The following is a 14,711-nucleotide window of genomic DNA, read 5'->3' as shown; positions in this document are numbered from 1 at the left end:
GTCGGTGGGTCGTAGGCAGGAGGCGTCCGGGACGCGCGCGGCCGAGGGACCGCCGCTGCGCTGGGGCCCGATCCGTGGTGCGAAATCCTCGGGGCTCATACGGAACACCTGCCAAGCTCGTTGTGACAGTGCAGACTTGTTGCACCGCTCGGCAGTGATGTTGAAGATCTGCCGATGACCTGCGTCGTTGGTGGACCGAGAACGCCCAAGGAGAACGCGATGACGCGATGGGGACCGCTTGCCGCGCAGCGCAGGGCCGCCGGCTACACCCAGGAGCAGCTGGCCGAGCTGATGAACGTCGACCGCACAACAGTCCATCGGTGGGAGAAGGGCACGGCGACGCCGCAGCCGTGGCAGATGCCGAAGCTCGCCGGGCTGCTGAACATCGCCGCTGCCGAGCTGCCGTCCCTTCTCCCTGGAAGGCCGAATGCCGTCGAGGCGCCGGCAGCCTCACCGAAGGACGGCGAGAGCGGCGTGGAGATGTCGCACCACCGCGGGCAGTGTGAGCAGGTGGCGTTGCCCACGGCCTCTCCGTTGGCACAGCTGGGCGGCTTGGTCACGGACTGGTTGTCCGTCAACTCGGAGCGGCATGCCACCGCAATCTCACTTCCGGTGACCGAGGCCGACGTGGGTGCTGCGGAGGAAATGCTGGACCTGTTTCGTCAGCTCGACCACACGCACGGCGCCCGGCAGTACCGACGGCAGGTCAGCTCCTACATCGACAACGAACTCGAGGCCTTGCTCCGCCGCCCGGCTTCGGACGGGCCGCTCGCTCGCCGCCGGGCGGGACTGACCGCCGGATTCTGCGAGCTCGCCGGCTACCAGGCTGTCGACACCGGTAATCCTGTCGAGGCTCAGGCGTACTACCGGCGCGCCCTCACCTTGACGGCGGTGACCAACGATCAGGCCTACAGCGCCTACCTCGTGGCTGTGAACCTCGGGCACCTCGCGTTGCACTGCGGAGATCCGCAGACCGCCCTGCGATGGGCGGCCTCGGCCGGAGCAGCGACCGGGACCATGGCGAGCCCGGCGACGCGGGCCGCCATCACCGCGGTGGTGGCTCGTGCCAACGCCAGGCTGGGTAGGGAGGGCGAGGCGACGAAGCTGATTCTCCAGGCCGAGAAGCTGCTCGACACCGCCGACCAGGAGGACGAACCAGCCTGGATCCGCTACTTCAACCACGCCTACCTCGCGGACGAGGCAGCCCACTGCCTCCACGACCTCGGTCGTGCCCCGGCCGCGAGGAGCCGGCTTGCCGAGGCCCTCAGCGGTGTGGGCGAGGACAGGGTCCGCCGCCGCGCGATCGATGCCGCTCTGCTCGCCGCCACGTGGCTGGGCAGCGGAGACATCGACCAGGCGTGCGCGGCCGCCCGGGTCGCCGTCTCCTACACGGCCAGAACGGGATCAGGGCGGTGTGTCGAGCGGGTGGCCGGGGTCCTGGTGGCCTTGCGGAGCCATATCGACTATGCCCCGGCCCGGGAGCTGCACGAGTTCGCCCGGGCCGTGCTGCCGGAGGCCGACGGGGTGGCTCTCATGTTGTTGGGCGGCTCATGATGCGTCGGTAGAAGTCGAGTTCGGCGCGGAGCGCCTGCTCCCGTGCTGCGGGTGCCGACAGGTAGTGGTCGCCGTCCTCCAGGAACAACGCGGCGTGGTCGTTTCCCAGGGCGGAGAGTTCCTGGGCGAACCGCATCGCTTCCTTGGCGGACGTGATCGTGTCGGCGGTCCCGTGGACCACCAGCACGGGGCAACGGATCCGCTCGGGCAGCGCGGCGCCGGCGGGCCCCCGCAGCACGGCCGCGTGAGGGCGCTGGAACTCCGGTACGGACAGTTCCCATTGCGCGGGGTCGATGATCGCCGAGACGGCCGTCGCGCCGGCGAACGGTCCGGGGCGGCTCGCTGCCTGCAGCGCCGTGTACCCGCCGGCGCTCGCGCCGGTGATGAACATCGCGTCGGGTCGGGCCACGCCGGTCGACCGCAGGTGCTCGGCCACCGCCGCGCAGTCGTCGACGTCGAATTCGCCCCAGTGACCGTGCAGGACCTGGCGGAACGTCCGGCCCCGGCCGGTGCTGCCCCGGTAGAGGACCTCGGCGACGGCGAAGCCGTGGCTGACGAAGAACTGGGTCGTCCAGTCCAGCCGCAGCGGGACGTCGTCCGTCGGACCGGGGTGCGCCCGCACGACGAGCGGTGCCGGAGCGGCTGCCGTCGGAGGTCGATGCAGCAGGAAGCGGACCGGCCCGCCCGGACTCCGCGCGGTGCCGATCGACGGTGGGACGGGCGTCCAGGACGGATTCGGGTCGACGGCCGCGGTCACAGGGAGAGCCGGAGCATCCGCTTCTGCCGCCAGGTCGAGCGACCACAGGCCCGGAGCGGACGACGGGGTGGAGCCGATCACGGCGAGCCGGTCGCCGTCGACGGCGAGGTAGGGCTTCACGGACGTGAGGTTCGGGCCGAGCCGACGAAGGGCTCCTGTGGGATCGGCAGCTACGAGTTCGGTGGAGAAGCCGTCCAGAACGGTCAGTACCACGGTGCCGTCGGGGGCGAACCCGTACGACCGGTAGCCTCCTTCCCAGGGGGCCGGTGCGCAGTCCGCGTCGATCGGCAGGACGGCCTCCACCCCGCCGTTGTGGAGGCGGTACAGGTTCCACCAACCTGTTCGGTCGGACATGAAGTACAGCGATCCGTCCGGTCCCCAGGACGGTTGGAGCACGGCCTCCGAGGGGCCGCCGGCCACCGTGTGACCGGGCCGGGGCAGGTCGGAACTGATGTTGCCCACCAGGAGGCGGCAGCTGTCCCAGGGCATTCGGTCCCGCGGCCACTCCAGATACGCCAGTGAGTCGCCCGAGCGCCGAGGGCAGGCGAGGAACTCGGAGGAGCGGACGAGTACCTGGACGGCGCCGACCGGTGAGACCGCGACGACCTCGTCCGTGGTGCCGTCGCCGCGAACTGCGAGCACACCACCGTCCGGGCCCGGAACGAGGTCCCCGTACTGCTCGGAACCGAGTACGGATACGATCCGCTCCGGTGCGGCGCCGAGCGGTTGATGGAAGAGGGAACCGTCGTTGCCGACGAACCACACCCCGCCTCGCACCACGGCGAAGCTGCCGCCACCGTAGGCGTGGAGCTGACCGCCGACCGGGACATCGGACGGCGTCACCGGGTTGGCCGTGCCGAAGCGGTCCGAACACATCACCCGCCGGACGCCGCCGTGATCGGGATCGGACTGCAGCCACCACAGTGAGCCTGCCGCCGCCTGGAGTTCGTCGTAGGTGACGGTCGTCCGCGCAACCCATGCGGGTGACAGCCTGCTGTCCTGAGACCTCATGGAACGGATCCTGCCGAATCACGCGGGTAAGTGCCACCACTACGGAAAGGCCCGTACTCGGGCGTGGGCTGTTCGGGCCGAAGTAGGGGGAGGACGAAGTGGCTCTTCAAGCCCATCGGCGCTGGCGCCCGATCTTGTGCGCGTGCGGCAGTGCCGAGCCGCATTGGCAGCTATGGGCGTGCGGCTGCCGTTAGCGCTTGCAGTGAGTCCCGTCCGCTGCCTCGCGGTGACCTCCCGGATGGCGACCGGGTCGACGGGGGTGCCTTCGGGGGTGCCTCACCGCATGGCAGGGGCTGGGTGAGGTGCCTAGGCTTTTGTCCGTGGCCGGACTCGGCTTTCCGGCCGCGTGTCGAGAGTTCTGAGGCAAAGCCCATGGTCCATCCGTTGATGCTGTTGCGTACGGGGATGGGTCTGTCCCACCCGGAGTACGCCCGTCTTGTGGCCGAGCGCCACGCGGGCCTCGGTCACGGGCGGATGGCCGCGCGGCGGGAGAAGGTGTCGCGGTGGGAGTCGGGGCGGATCGTGCCCGAGTACACCGCGCAACTGGCGATGGCAGACATCCACGGTGTCCCGGCCGGGCAGGTCGGTCGGCTCGGCTGGCCGCACTGGCTGTACCTTGCCCTCGGCGATGCCCCACTGCGGGACGAGCAGTGGAGCGGCGACGTTGCGACGGCCGCGCTACGCAGTTCGGCTCACCTGGCGCAGAGCACTTCCGCGTCCGGGTTCGTCCTCCGCGGACCTGCGCTGGCCGGCCACCTCAGGGCGGCGATCGAGCGTGCCGCCGCTCCTGGAGGCGGCACCGTCGGGGACGGCTGGCCCCCGGCGGTTGACGGGTTGGAGTGGGTCTCCGCGCGGGTTGCGGGTCTGGAGCAGCAGTTCTGCCGCACGCAGCTGGCGCCGGCGGCGCTGTACGTGGCGGCGCTGGCCGAGCACCGGCTGGCCGTGCGGTTGCTCGCGGCGGCAGGCCATGACCGGGCCGCCGGTCGTGCCCTGTTGTTGCTCGGGGCGCGTACCGGGCTGTTGTGTGCCTGGATCAGCAGTGCGCTCGGTGAGCAGGCCCGGGCGGAGCGGCAGGCGCTGGCGGTTATGCGGGCGGCTGCGGTGGCGGGGGACCGGGCTCTGGTTTCCGAGGCGATGCTGCTGCTGGGCCTGCGGCATCTGGAGGCCGGGGATCCCGGTGATGCCCGGATGCTCGTTCGTGCCGCCCGCACCGCCTATCCGGACCGTCCGAGGGAGTTCGCGGCGGTGCTGCACAACGTCCGGGCCATGGCTCTCGCGCGCGAGGGTGATGCCGTCCGTGCCGACCGGTCGCTGGACCGGGCGGCCGAGGCTGCCCTCGGCCACGGGCGTGCCCCGGTCTCGGATGCCGGGTCCGACACCGGGCTGGAGCGCCTGAGTCTGGACCTCGCCCGGGCCCGGGTCGCGGTCGACCTGCGCCGTCCCGGGCTGGCGGTCCAGCATGTCGACGCCGTGACGCGGGCTCTGGCGGTTCCGTGCTCCGACGGGATGCCTCCCTTCACTGCGCACTACCTCCTGAACGTTCTGGACGCGGCCCTGGCCCTGGGGGAGGTCGATCGTGCGGCGGACGTGATCGAGCAGGTCGTGGTGGTCACGGGTGGTCTTCCGCCGGCGCTCGGCCGTCAGTTCCGCGAGCGCCTCGACCCCCTGGTGCACGAGCCTCTCGTCCGTCGCGCGGCTGACCTGCTGACAGAATCCGGGGCCGTCTGACACCTCCCCGCCAGCGGCCTCAGCGGGCTGTTGCCGGTGGGTTGGTGGCAAGTGCGCTGATGCTCTCGGCGGCCTTGAGGGTGTGGTAGATCAGCGGGCGCAGGTCGGCCGGCATCTCGGCGGAGGGTTTGAGCATGAGAGCGGCGCCCATGACGGCGTCGTGCCACAGCACCGGTGCGGCGACGGAGTCCCAGCCGGGCATGACCCGGTCGCGTCGCGGTGGCGGATCGTGTACTCGTGCGGGCACCGAGGCCAACGGTTCTCGGGGTGCTCGCACTCCTTGAAGAAGCTGCCCATGCCGCGTATGAGGTTGATGGTGGCCATGGTTGTCGACTCCCGGGCGTCTGCTGACCTTTTGCTGACCCCGGATGGTCGATCAGGCCTCTGACCTGAGACGAAACGGCAGAGCCGTGCTATGTGGTGGAACTTCATCGGCCGCGCGGGAGAGGAGGGGTCGCTCAGACATGATCGATTGGAAGGGCCGGTAGGCGGTTCGATGCCGCGCAAGGTGCTAACAGCCTCCTCCGCCATGCCCGGCCCCTCGTAAGCGGAACTGGGCGGCTATGCCGGGGCGCTCCTTCGTACTGCTGCGACGACGGGCAGATGGTCAGAAGAGGGTGCTCCGACGCAGGGAAGTGACGGTGCTGGTGCCGGTGATCCGGCCCGGAGAGATGTCGACATCCCCGTCGTCGCGCATTCTCCGGAGGAGCGGTATGACCTGGGTCGGGCGGTACACGGTTTCCAGGAGGGCGTATTTCTTGAGTTGGTCGACGCTGCTGAGAGTCTGCGCGGAGCCCAGGTGGTCGAGCAGGATGCGGCGAAGCGGTCCTGTGTCGGGTTCGAGCTCGAGTTCGAGGGCCTGCTGGTTGGGGTCCTTGGGGTCGCGGTAACGGACTCCGGACGTGGTGTCGACGACCCACATGGCCTCCTTCATCTTCTCCACGCCTCGTTCGTGGCGGGTACCGAAGATCAGATAGAGGAGGTGGCCGGTCTCGTCGATCATCTCGAAGGCAAGGGTGTGCTGGAAGCCGGCACGCCCGAGGGACTCGCGGTAGCGGTCGCGCAGGTACGGCGTCTTCGTGGACGACGGCTGTTGGAACACACCGTGCCATTCGGTGTCGCCGAAGAAGGCGTCCCCGGCCGCGCGGTGACGTTCGGCCTTCTCGGAGAACCGGACGTGGAAGGAGGGTTGGAAGGTGACCATCACCTCGCTGCGGCGCTGGGTGGCTATTCGCTGGAGGAGGTGGAACGGGACCTCGGGTCCACCGAAGCCGTCGAGCAGGACGAACATGGGGTGGTGAAGACTGCCGGCGCGCTCTAGCTGCTGCAGGAGATCGGGATGGCATTGGCCCTGGGCGATGCGCACGTCGAGGCGGTCGCTCCGGGACCCGGGCGTACCCGCAGCTGCCGCGATCCGGAGTTCCAACTCGGCCTTGCGTTTGGCGTGCTCCTCGACCAGCACCATCCTCACGCTCCGGGGATTGCGCCGAAGTGCCCCGGCGAAGACCTGGTGGGCGATGACCGGGGAGCCGGGTTCGCCGCCTTTGTAGATGCCGGGGCCCGCGAACCCCTCGGCATAGGTGATGACTTCGTTGTGGCGGAGCATGATCGGTGCCCAGGCCTGGAGAGGCACTGCTGGCCGCCGCTTCTGATCCGAGGACGGCGGCCAGCGGCGTGCAGGTGTTCGGCGCCCGTCGACCCGTACCGACGCGGGTCGGCCGCGCCTGCAGCGACCCAGGGCCGAGTAGCGGAACATAGCGCGGCGAAGGGGGCCGCGACCGCAGCTCTCGACTGCCTCGCGAGGCTCGGCGAGCGTGACTCAGTGGGAGCAGGCCGTCCCGGAGAGCGTGCGTTAGCCGCCGCATCCCCCGAGGGCGAGCCGCGACGTATCGGGGCCGAGGTCCTGCGGTGCGCCGGCGGCTTGACGCTGGTGCAGCCTCGGAAGCGCCTTCTGGCTTGCCAACCGAACTACGCGAGGCCAGGAGGCAGATGGCGGATCACGATGTCGGCGCCTGGGATGCCCGACGTGGGTGGGCGCGTCGGCCGGTGGTCGGCAGCGGGATCGGGCCAGCGGGTGCGGTTGCAGGGTCGGTCCATGGTGTTGCTTCTGTGTCGCCGACCCAGCCGTCGAGTTTCAGGTGCCGCTGGTAAGAGCCTCGGTAGCCGATCGAGTGGAGCAGAAGAAGTGTCACGTAGTGCAGCGACAGTCTCCAGACCTCGGCGGCGAGACCTTTGTGGGCGTAGAGGTCGTCGGCGAGTACTTCGGGGTGTACGAGGTGGTTCCTGATCCGTGTGACTGCCGTCGGACCATCGATTCGTTTAGCCGCAGCGTACTGGGCCAGTGCCGGGAGCTCGGCCGCGTCGATGGTGGTCGGCACGCCAGCGGAATCCAGTAGATAGCGCAACCGGTCCTCGGCATGGCAGTCTCGGTATTGCCGCCGTGTCATCAGCCCGCCCAGGACCAGTCTGCTCCAGGCGAGGCTTTCCAACACCGGGGCGGCGGCAAGAATCCGTTGCTCGACAAATCCTGTTGACACGGCCTGAGTCGCCATCGCCATCTGGAGGCGAGTGGTTCCCATGAGTGAGCGGTCGCTGAACGCCCGGACTGCACAGGATAGAAGATCGGCGCAGTCGTCCGGGCTGGCGTCAAAGAGCCATTCCATCCCACTTGTTTTTGCCGAGTCGACGAGAGGCGAGAACCACTGTTCCCATGCGACCATCCCATCTGAGCCGTAACCCACGGGAAGTACGGGGGCTACCTTGCGGCCGAAGCCGAACGACAGGCTGACCCGGAGGCACTCCAGTAGATCCCGTCCCTCGGCAACGGAGAACGGCTTGTCGTCGGTGCGTCTGAGTTCCATGACGTGAGTCAGGACGGACTGGGTGTCGTCGGCTGCGGTCCGAAGAACGGCTGAGAGATCGAAGCGCTGGTCGATGGTCACCGTCCAGCCTTCGACTTCAATGAACGACCGGCCGTTTGAGCGTCGAACCCCCGCAGCCGTCTTTTCCTCCAAGTGCGCGTTGCCGACCGAGAGTGGGAGGTTCATCCATTGGGCCACGATTCGCTGTAGGGGCGTATCTGGGTCGCCGGCTTCGGCGGACTGGGTCCAGCCACTACCGTTACGGCGGTGACTTGCCATGAACTTCGCGGGCAGCGTCCGGCCGACCGTGGCGACGGCATGGTCCGGCAGCAGTCCCAGGTAGTCCTCGTCGCGAAGCTCAACGGACCATTTCAGACCGGGCTTTACCCCAAAGGTGAGCTCGACCTTCCCCAGTCGAACGCCTCCAGGGAATCCTGAGAAGGCTCCCGTGTAAAGGGTTACTGGTTCTCCCGGCGCGTTCCACCCGTGGGGTGCGGTGAGAGGAGTGTTGAACGTGATCTCGTCTTTGGGTTTCATGTCGATTGACCCTCCGTCCGGTTGCGAGCCGCCGGTAGGGCAGCCGGACAGGCTATCAGGTTGCGTGCTGTCAGGCGACGCCGATTGTGTGGAACAGTCCCGGCGGTCCTAGCAGTCTCAGGTCGGCGACTACATGGGACGGCTGGAAGACGAGAGGTCGATGGCGGGTGCCCCGCCGACAGCCGTTGAGGGCAGCAGGCTGTAGTGCGGGGAGCCTTCCTGGGCCCGCTGGGTCAGCGTCGCGAGGCGTTCGGCGAGGTTGGGTACGCCACGCACCAGCGTGTCCCGGACGCCGTCCGGGTCGAGGTGGCCGTGCGGGCCCACCGGGCGTCGGCCGGTCGGTCGTAGAGCTGCACCCGGTCACTGGGCGAACGCTGTGACGGGCGCCCCGGCGCGGTCGAAGGAGTTGCCCCCGTCATCCGGCTCCATCCGTGATGGGCCGGACGAGGCCCAGGCGCAGGTTCCAGCGGTCCGCCCGCCCGGTCAGTTCGACGCCCGCCAACGGTGGCACGTCGAGCCGGCGGAAGGCGTGGTCCGGGATGCCGAGGGCGTGCACGGCGGCGGCCCGGACCACGTCCGGCTCGGCGATCACCAGCACCCGCCCGGCCAGCGCGGCCGCGGTGCCGTCGAGCCAGGCGCCGACCCGGCCGCACAACTGCCGCACGGACTCGCCGCCGTGCGGCGCGGCCGCCGGATCGGCCAGCCACTTCATCACGGCCGCCGGCTCCTCGGCCGCGACCTCGTCGAGGGTCCGCCCGCTCCATCGGCCCGTCGCGCAGCCGCGCAGCGCGGGCTCGTCCACGGCGTCGGGCAGGCCGAGGTCCTCGGCGGTGCGGCGGCAGCGGGCGGTGGGCGAGACGAACCGGTGGGCGGCCGCCGGCAGGCCCGGTGCGGCGGCGCGGGCGGCGCGTATCCCGGCGGCGTCGAGCGGATCGCCCTCGTCCAAGGATCCTTCGCCGACGAACCGGGCCTGCCGCAGCTCGGGTCCGATCGCCGGTGCGACGAAGATCACCCGTACCGTCATGTCATTCCCCCTTCGTACACCTGTCACCCTTGGGAGCCCCTCGGAGTACCGCGTTCCGCGCCCGCCCGCGGACAAATGCGCAGGTGACCGCGCGGCAACGATTCGGTGCACGCCCTTGGCGCCGCCGCCGCCCGGGCGCTACGGTCTGCTGCGACAACTGAAGACGACGGCGAGACGGAAGTCCGGTGGGAATCCGGCACGGTCGCGCCACTGTAAGCCGGAACCGGCCGCCTCACGCAACGGCGGGGTCCGGCAAGTCAGACCCGACCGCCGTCGTCAGAGCTCCACCGAACGGGACGCGTGTTTCCCCCAGGAGGTCCTGCCATGGCCCAGTCCGTACTCTCTCCCAGCCTGCCCGTGGGCGGTTCCGCCCCGGCCGCGCTGCCGATCCGCGCCATCCTTCCCTGGGCGCTGTTCCTCGGCACCCTGATGCTGGTCCTGCTGTACTTCGTCGGTGCCGAACAGGGCGCCACCTCGGTCTTCTCCGGGGCCACCGTGCACGAGTGGGTGCACGACGGCCGCCACCTGCTCGGCTTCCCGTGCCACTGAGCGGAGACCGAGCACCGATGAACAACTCCGCAACCGTCTCCTCCGGCACCGTCGGAAAGCTGCTGCTGCGCGGCCTGCTCGCGGGCCTGCTCGCCGGGCTGGTGGCCTTCCTCTTCGCCTACACCGTCGGCGAGGGCCCCGTCTCGGACGCCATCGCCCAGGAGCAGTCACAGTCCGCCCCGGCCGGGCACCACCACGGGAGCGAGGCCGAACCCGCCGCCGGCCACGAGGACTCCCACGAGGCCGCCGGCACCGCCGATTCCGGTGACGAGGAGGAGGAACTGGTCAGCCGCGACCTGCAGTCCACGGCCGGCCTCGCCACCGGGGTGCTGGTGTACGGCGTCGCCGTCGGCGGCGTCGCGGCGCTGGCGTTCTGCTTCGCCCTCGGCCGGATCGGCCGGTTCGGCCCCCGGGCCACCGCCGCGCTGGTCGCGGGCGCCGCGTTCACCACGATCTACCTGGTGCCGTTCCTCAAGTACCCGGCGATGCCGCCGGCGGTCGGCAATCCGGACACCATCGGGAAGCGCACGGCGCTGTTCTTCCTGATGATCGCCCTCAGCGTGCTGATCGGCGTCGCCGCGGTGATCCTCGGCAAGCGCCTGGCCCCGCGTCTGGGCACCTGGAACGCCGTTGTCGCGGCCGGTCTCGGCTACGCCGTGGTGATGGCCGTGCTCGCCGTCGTCCTGCCGTCCAACGACGACGCGATCCCGGACGGCTTCCCGGCCGGGCTGATGTGGGACTTCCGGCTCGCCTCGATCGGTCTGCAGGTCGTGCTCTGGACCGGGTTCGCCCTGGTCTTCGGAGCCCTGGCACAGCGGGCCCTCACCCCCGCCGCGCCTGCCGAGGACCGTACGGCCGTCCCCGCTCCGGCGGTCTGACGGGCAGTTCCCCGCCGCGCACGACTCGACCCCGCCGAAGGCGCGCAGGCGGGGTCGAGTCGTGCGCGGCTGCGTTGCGGGGCCGCAGGCGCGACGCTCGCCCACGCCTTCGGGGGGCTCTGCGCGGGCGCGGCCCCGCTCCCGTGCCGGTGATCGCGATCAGCCGTGGTGGCCCGTCTGCTCCTTCCGGTGGCGGGGGAGCCGGTTGGACTCCACCGGTCGTCCGCCGGCGAGGTGCTCGGTGACGATGCGGTCTGCGACAGCCGGGTCGACCCCGCCGTACCAGACGTCGTCGGGTTGCACGCTGACGACGGGTGCCTGGTTGCACGGGAACTGGCATCCCGTCTGGGTCACGAGCACGTCGTCGTCGCCGAGACCCTGCTCGGTCAGCTTCTGCACCAGGGCGCGCAGGCCTTCCTCGGCACCCCGGGCCGCGCAGCGCGGGCCGCGGCACACCAGGACCTGGTGCCGGTGGCCGGTGACGTCCTCCCAGGCCGCGGACGTGAGGCCGGGCTCCTTGCCGGTGACGGCCTTCGTCGTCGCGGCCACCGCGGCGACCTCGTCGGGCGAAGCGGCGAGGCGGGTCGCGACGAGGAGTTCGGGGCGGTGGCCCGCGCGCTCGCGCCACCAGTGCGCGGCGATCCGCCGCAGCCAGGACTGGGCCGGGCCGGAGGCCGTGAGCCGGACGCCGATCACGACCACGGTCTCGGTGCCCGCGTCGGCCAGCCTGGTCAGCTCGGCCGACAGCGAGGGGTCGGCCTGCTGCAGGAACGCGATCGAGGCCCGGTGCGAGGCCGCTGTCCTGAGGAGTTCGTCACGGCGGACGGCTTCCGCGATCGACATGCCGACCAGGAGTACGGCGCTGCGGCGGGCGTCGGCTTCGGGGACCGGGGAGGTCATGGCGTCTTCCTCTCGTGGAGCAGTCCGTTCCACCGGATGTGCGGTCGGTCGTGCCGGGGGTGCCGTTCCACGGTGGCGTCGACGCCGTAGACGCGCGCGATCATGGGCGAGGTGAGCACCTCGGAGCCGCTCCCGTGGGCGACCAGGCGGCCGTCGAGCAGGACGGCGGCCTCGTCGCAGTAGGCGGCGGCGAGTTCGAGGTCGTGCAGGGCCGCCACCGTGGTGATGCCCAGCCCCCGGACGGTGTCGAGGAAGCCGAGTTGGTGGCGCAGGTCGAGGTGGTTGGTGGGCTCGTCGAGCAGCAGCACGCCGGGCTCCTGCACCAGCGCCCGCGCGAGCTGGACCCGCTGCCGCTCGCCACCCGACAGCGTCGGCCAGGAGCGGTCGAGCAGATGGCCGACGTCGGCTGCGGCCACGGCGTCGGCGAACACGGCCCGCTCGTGGGCGTCGGCGGCTGTGTTCGCCGGCACGGGCCAGCGACTGCGGTGCGGGGTGCGGCCGAGCTCGATGACCTGACGGACCGGCAGCGACAGCCGGGTGTCCGCCTGCTGCTCCAGGAAGGCCACCTGTCGGGCCCGTCGGCGGGCCGTGAGCGCGTGGAGGTCCTCGCCGTCCAGGAGGACCCGACCGGCGCTCGGACGGGTCAGTCCGGCGACCGCGCGCAGCAGGGTGGACTTCCCGGCGCCGTTGGGCCCGAGCAGGGCCGTGATCCGGCCGGGGCCGAACGTGAGCGACACCGCGTCCAGCAGGGTGGCTCCGCCGATGCGCACACGAAGTCCCTCCGCGCGCAGTTCGACGGGGTGTGTCACCGTCACCGCCCCCTCCCGTCGGCCCGGCCCTGGCGCCACAGAAGCCAGGCGAAGAAGGGTGCTCCGAGCCCGGCCGTGATGACGCCGACGGGAATCTCCCGGTCGGGGAGGACCGAGCGCGCCAGGATGTCGCTGCCCACCAGGAGCGACGCACCCATCAGCGCCGACACGGGTAGCAGGACGGCGTGGCGCGGGCCGCAGACGAGACGGACCACATGCGGTACGACCAGGCCGAGGAACCCGATGACGCCGGTGTGGGCGACCAGGCACGCGGTCACCAGCGCAGCGACGGCGACGAGGACCCAGCGGGTCCGCTCGACGTGGACGCCGAGGGAGCGGGCGGCGGTCTCGCCGAAGGCGAAGGCGTCCAGGTCGCGGGCCGAGGATGCCAGGACCGTGACCCCGGCCAGCGCGACCGCGGTCAGGAAGACGGCGGTGGGCCACCGCACGCCGGCGACCGAGCCCAGCGTCCACTCCATGACACCGCGCGCCGCGTCGCGGTCCCCGAGGACCATTACGGCGAACGAGGTGTAGGCCCCGCACATCTGCCCGACGGCGATGCCGGCGAGCACGGTCCGGGTGGTCGGCAGCGTCCGGGTGCGCGCACCGGCCAGGGCCAGCACGACGACGGCCGCGAGCAGGGCGCCGGCGAACGCCGCCGTCGCCACCGCGCCCGTTCCCACGGCGCCGGACACGCCGACCCCGAGGACGATCACGGTGACCGCGCCGGCGGCGGCTCCGTCCGAGATCCCGAGCAGGAAGGGGTCGGCCAGGTCGTTCCCGGTCAGTGTCTGCAGCACGGCACCGCAGACCGCGAGACCGGCGCCGGTGGCAGCCGCTCCCAGAACCCGGGGCAGCCGCAACTGCCAGACGATCTGGTCGTCCAGCAGCGTCACGTGCGGGTCGCCCAGCCCGAGACGGCGCACCACGACGTCGATCACCGTCCGGACCGGCTCGTGGTGCGAGCCCACGGCCAGACCGAGGAGCACGGTGGCCAGGAGCAGGGCCGCGGCGACGGCCAGGGCCGCCGCCGTGCGGCCCGGACCGGTGAGCCGCACGGCGGGAGGGGACGTGGCGGTCATGATCCCGGGTGCAGTCGGCCCAGTCCCGCCGACACCCGGGCGGCACCGTCGGCGAGCAGCACACCGGGGGTCGACTCGGAGAACGGCACCACCACGAAGGCCTTGCGCTGCACGGCGGTGAGCTTGCTCAGCACCGGGTCGCCCTGCAGATAGTCGATCTTGGACTGGGCCGTGTCCCAGTCGGCGTCCGCGAGCACGATGGCGTCCGGGTCCGCGGCGACGACCTGCTCCCAGCTCACGTTCTGCCAGGCACCGGGCAGGTCTGCGAAGACGTTGCGGGCCCCCACCGCGTCGAGCACCAGCTGAGGCCCGCCATGGCCGGAGCCGACGAACGGTGCCTTGGTGTCCGAGTCGAACCACAGGACCTTCAGGCCCTTGCCCGCGGCCGTCGCCGTGAACTGGGCCAGCTGCTGCTCCTGCTGCCGCTGGATCGCGGCGGACCGCTCCGTGACGCCGAAGACCCTGGCGACGTCGTTCAGTTCGCCCCACATCGCCTGCCAGGTCGGCGGCGGCACCTGGCTCTTGTCCGAGCAGCCGAACGGGGACAGGTACGACGGGATGCCCTGGCCGCCCAGCTCGTCCCGGGTGCCCGCGACCTTGTCGGTGAACGCGCTGGAGTAGGAGGCGTACAGGAAGTCGGGCCGCGCCGCGAGGAGCTTCTCCTTCGTCGGGTAGTCCTTGGAGAGCACCGGCACGGAGTCGTAGGCCGCCTTCCACTTCTCCGGGACGGCATTGTCGAGATAGGCGGTACCGGCCATGCGGGACTCCAGGCCGAGGGCCAGGGCCACCTCGGTCGCACCCTGATTGAGCGTCACCAGCCGCTCGGGCGGCGCGCCGACCGTCACGGTGGTCCCGCAGTTGTTCACGGTGACCGGCCCGGCACTGCCGGCCGTCGCACTGGGCGCGTCGGGTGCGGGGGCGCCCGCGCAGGCGCCGAGCACACCGGTGAACAGGAAGGCCGCGACCGCGCGGCCGACGCGCACCGGACCTGTGGGACCTGCGGCACCTACGGAACGTATGG

General features: G+C 71.0%; 13 protein-coding genes and 1 riboswitch. Of the genes, 4 read left to right on the top strand and 9 right to left on the bottom strand.

Annotation, left to right across the window (positions count from 1 at the left end):
* Positions 1-219 precede the first annotated feature (219 nt).
* Positions 220-1,554, top strand: a complete 1,335-nt coding sequence (locus ABZY91_RS07050; RefSeq protein ID WP_355400409.1) for a helix-turn-helix transcriptional regulator — start codon at positions 220-222, stop codon at positions 1,552-1,554.
* Here ABZY91_RS07050 and ABZY91_RS07045 read toward each other — a convergent pair.
* Positions 1,532-3,322: a prolyl oligopeptidase family serine peptidase gene (locus tag ABZY91_RS07045; RefSeq protein WP_355400407.1), complete on the bottom strand. Its 1,791-nt coding sequence runs from the start codon at positions 3,320-3,322 to the stop codon at positions 1,532-1,534. The genes ABZY91_RS07050 and ABZY91_RS07045 overlap by 23 nt on opposite strands.
* A 372-nt stretch (positions 3,323-3,694) precedes the next feature.
* Between ABZY91_RS07045 and ABZY91_RS07040 the strand changes: the two genes are divergently transcribed.
* On the top strand, positions 3,695-5,050 hold the full coding sequence (locus ABZY91_RS07040; protein ID WP_355400405.1) for a hypothetical protein: 1,356 nt from the start codon (positions 3,695-3,697) through the stop codon (positions 5,048-5,050).
* Between the two features lie 19 nt (positions 5,051-5,069).
* On the opposite strand, the gene ABZY91_RS07035 is transcribed toward ABZY91_RS07040, so the two are convergent.
* The 4 genes from ABZY91_RS07035 to ABZY91_RS07020 form a co-directional block, all read right to left on the bottom strand.
* On the bottom strand, positions 5,070-5,297 hold the full coding sequence (locus ABZY91_RS07035) for a hypothetical protein (protein ID WP_355400403.1): 228 nt from the start codon (positions 5,295-5,297) through the stop codon (positions 5,070-5,072).
* A gap of 360 nt (positions 5,298-5,657) precedes the next feature.
* Positions 5,658-6,806 (bottom strand): three-Cys-motif partner protein TcmP, encoded by a 1,149-nt coding sequence (gene tcmP, locus ABZY91_RS07030; protein WP_355400401.1) that lies wholly within the window; start codon positions 6,804-6,806, stop codon positions 5,658-5,660.
* 241 nt (positions 6,807-7,047) lie between these two features.
* The gene (locus tag ABZY91_RS07025) at positions 7,048-8,448 is read right to left on the bottom strand and encodes a hypothetical protein (protein ID WP_355400399.1); all 1,401 of its coding nucleotides are present in this window, start codon (positions 8,446-8,448) and stop codon (positions 7,048-7,050) included.
* A gap of 415 nt (positions 8,449-8,863) precedes the next feature.
* On the bottom strand, positions 8,864-9,472 hold the full coding sequence (locus ABZY91_RS07020; RefSeq protein WP_355400397.1) for a histidine phosphatase family protein: 609 nt from the start codon (positions 9,470-9,472) through the stop codon (positions 8,864-8,866).
* A 176-nt stretch (positions 9,473-9,648) separates the two neighbouring features.
* A riboswitch (cobalamin riboswitch) is annotated at positions 9,649-9,735 on the top strand.
* Positions 9,736-9,796: 61 nt separating this feature from the next.
* Between ABZY91_RS07020 and ABZY91_RS07015 the strand changes: the two genes are divergently transcribed.
* The gene (locus tag ABZY91_RS07015) at positions 9,797-10,021 is read left to right on the top strand and encodes a CbtB-domain containing protein (RefSeq protein WP_355400395.1); all 225 of its coding nucleotides are present in this window, start codon (positions 9,797-9,799) and stop codon (positions 10,019-10,021) included.
* Positions 10,022-10,038: 17 nt separating this feature from the next.
* Positions 10,039-10,899, top strand: coding sequence for a CbtA family protein (locus ABZY91_RS07010; RefSeq protein WP_355400393.1), 861 nt, complete (start codon positions 10,039-10,041; stop codon positions 10,897-10,899).
* A 159-nt stretch (positions 10,900-11,058) separates the two neighbouring features.
* Here ABZY91_RS07010 and ABZY91_RS07005 read toward each other — a convergent pair whose 3' ends face one another.
* Genes ABZY91_RS07005 through ABZY91_RS06990 form a run of 4 tightly spaced genes read right to left on the bottom strand, consistent with a single transcriptional unit; the run spans position 11,059 to position 14,673 of the window.
* Positions 11,059-11,799 carry a (2Fe-2S) ferredoxin domain-containing protein gene (locus tag ABZY91_RS07005; protein WP_355400391.1) on the bottom strand — a complete coding sequence of 247 codons (741 nt, stop codon included), beginning with the start codon at positions 11,797-11,799 and terminating at the stop codon, positions 11,059-11,061.
* Positions 11,796-12,614: an ABC transporter ATP-binding protein gene (locus ABZY91_RS07000; protein WP_355400389.1), complete on the bottom strand. Its 819-nt coding sequence runs from the start codon at positions 12,612-12,614 to the stop codon at positions 11,796-11,798. Before ABZY91_RS07000 ends, ABZY91_RS07005 begins: the two co-directional genes overlap by 4 nt.
* Complete coding sequence (locus ABZY91_RS06995; protein WP_355400387.1) at positions 12,611-13,690, bottom strand: iron chelate uptake ABC transporter family permease subunit; 1,080 nt, start codon at positions 13,688-13,690, stop codon at positions 12,611-12,613. Before ABZY91_RS06995 ends, ABZY91_RS07000 begins: the two co-directional genes overlap by 4 nt.
* The gene (locus ABZY91_RS06990) at positions 13,687-14,673 is read right to left on the bottom strand and encodes an ABC transporter substrate-binding protein (RefSeq protein WP_355400385.1); all 987 of its coding nucleotides are present in this window, start codon (positions 14,671-14,673) and stop codon (positions 13,687-13,689) included. Before ABZY91_RS06990 ends, ABZY91_RS06995 begins: the two co-directional genes overlap by 4 nt.
* Positions 14,674-14,711: the final 38 nt, after the last annotated feature.

This window comes from Kitasatospora sp. NPDC002965, assembly GCF_040611255.1.
Taxonomy (GTDB): Bacteria; Actinomycetota; Actinomycetes; order Streptomycetales; family Streptomycetaceae; genus Kitasatospora.
Note: the sequence above shows the minus strand (reverse complement) of the source record. Positions and strands in the feature narration are given on the sequence as shown.

What these genes read in the sequence shown, in the direction of transcription:
- ABZY91_RS07050 (WP_355400409.1), top strand. Translation starts at nt 220, where the DNA reads ATGACGCGATGGGGACCGCTTGCCGCGCAGCGCAGGGCCGCCGGCTAC.
- ABZY91_RS07045 (WP_355400407.1), bottom strand. Translation starts at nt 3,322, where the DNA reads ATGAGGTCTCAGGACAGCAGGCTGTCACCCGCATGGGTTGCGCGGACG.
- ABZY91_RS07040 (WP_355400405.1), top strand. Translation starts at nt 3,695, where the DNA reads ATGGTCCATCCGTTGATGCTGTTGCGTACGGGGATGGGTCTGTCCCAC.
- tcmP (WP_355400401.1), bottom strand. Translation starts at nt 6,806, where the DNA reads ATGTTCCGCTACTCGGCCCTGGGTCGCTGCAGGCGCGGCCGACCCGCG.
- ABZY91_RS07025 (WP_355400399.1), bottom strand. Translation starts at nt 8,448, where the DNA reads ATGAAACCCAAAGACGAGATCACGTTCAACACTCCTCTCACCGCACCC.
- ABZY91_RS07020 (WP_355400397.1), bottom strand. Translation starts at nt 9,472, where the DNA reads ATGACGGTACGGGTGATCTTCGTCGCACCGGCGATCGGACCCGAGCTG.
- ABZY91_RS07015 (WP_355400395.1), top strand. Translation starts at nt 9,797, where the DNA reads ATGGCCCAGTCCGTACTCTCTCCCAGCCTGCCCGTGGGCGGTTCCGCC.
- ABZY91_RS07010 (WP_355400393.1), top strand. Translation starts at nt 10,039, where the DNA reads ATGAACAACTCCGCAACCGTCTCCTCCGGCACCGTCGGAAAGCTGCTG.
- ABZY91_RS07005 (WP_355400391.1), bottom strand. Translation starts at nt 11,799, where the DNA reads ATGACCTCCCCGGTCCCCGAAGCCGACGCCCGCCGCAGCGCCGTACTC.
- ABZY91_RS06995 (WP_355400387.1), bottom strand. Translation starts at nt 13,690, where the DNA reads ATGACCGCCACGTCCCCTCCCGCCGTGCGGCTCACCGGTCCGGGCCGC.